This is a genomic window from Leifsonia sp. SIMBA_070 (genome assembly GCF_046534635.1).
GTDB lineage: Bacteria > Actinomycetota > Actinomycetes > Actinomycetales > Microbacteriaceae > Leifsonia.
Genome location: NZ_JAWRYK010000677.1, coordinates 1 through 250, shown reverse-complemented (window position 1 = coordinate 250; position 250 = coordinate 1). Strand labels below are relative to the sequence as shown.

1 pseudogene is annotated in these 250 nt (G+C 66.4%); it reads right to left on the bottom strand.

What is annotated here, in order from left to right:
- A pseudogene (locus SB754_RS21960) lies at window positions 1–250 on the bottom strand (amino acid permease); the annotation flags it as partial.

Sequence of the window (250 nt, the reverse complement as noted above, 5' to 3'; positions counted from 1 at the left end):
GCAGACCGCTGAGTTCGATGACCGTCATCACGACGTTGCTCTTCACCGACTCGCTGATGCCGCGGGCATTGAGGCAGGCCACCAGCGCGAGGAACACCACCGCTGCCGGGACCGCCGGTACGTCGATGAACGTGCTGAGATATTCACCGGAGAAGGCCAGGGCGAGGCCCGCGGCGCTGGTCACCCCGGCGGCCAGCATGCAGTAGCCGACGAGAAACGACACGATCGGCCGTTTGAATGCCCGCGCGGC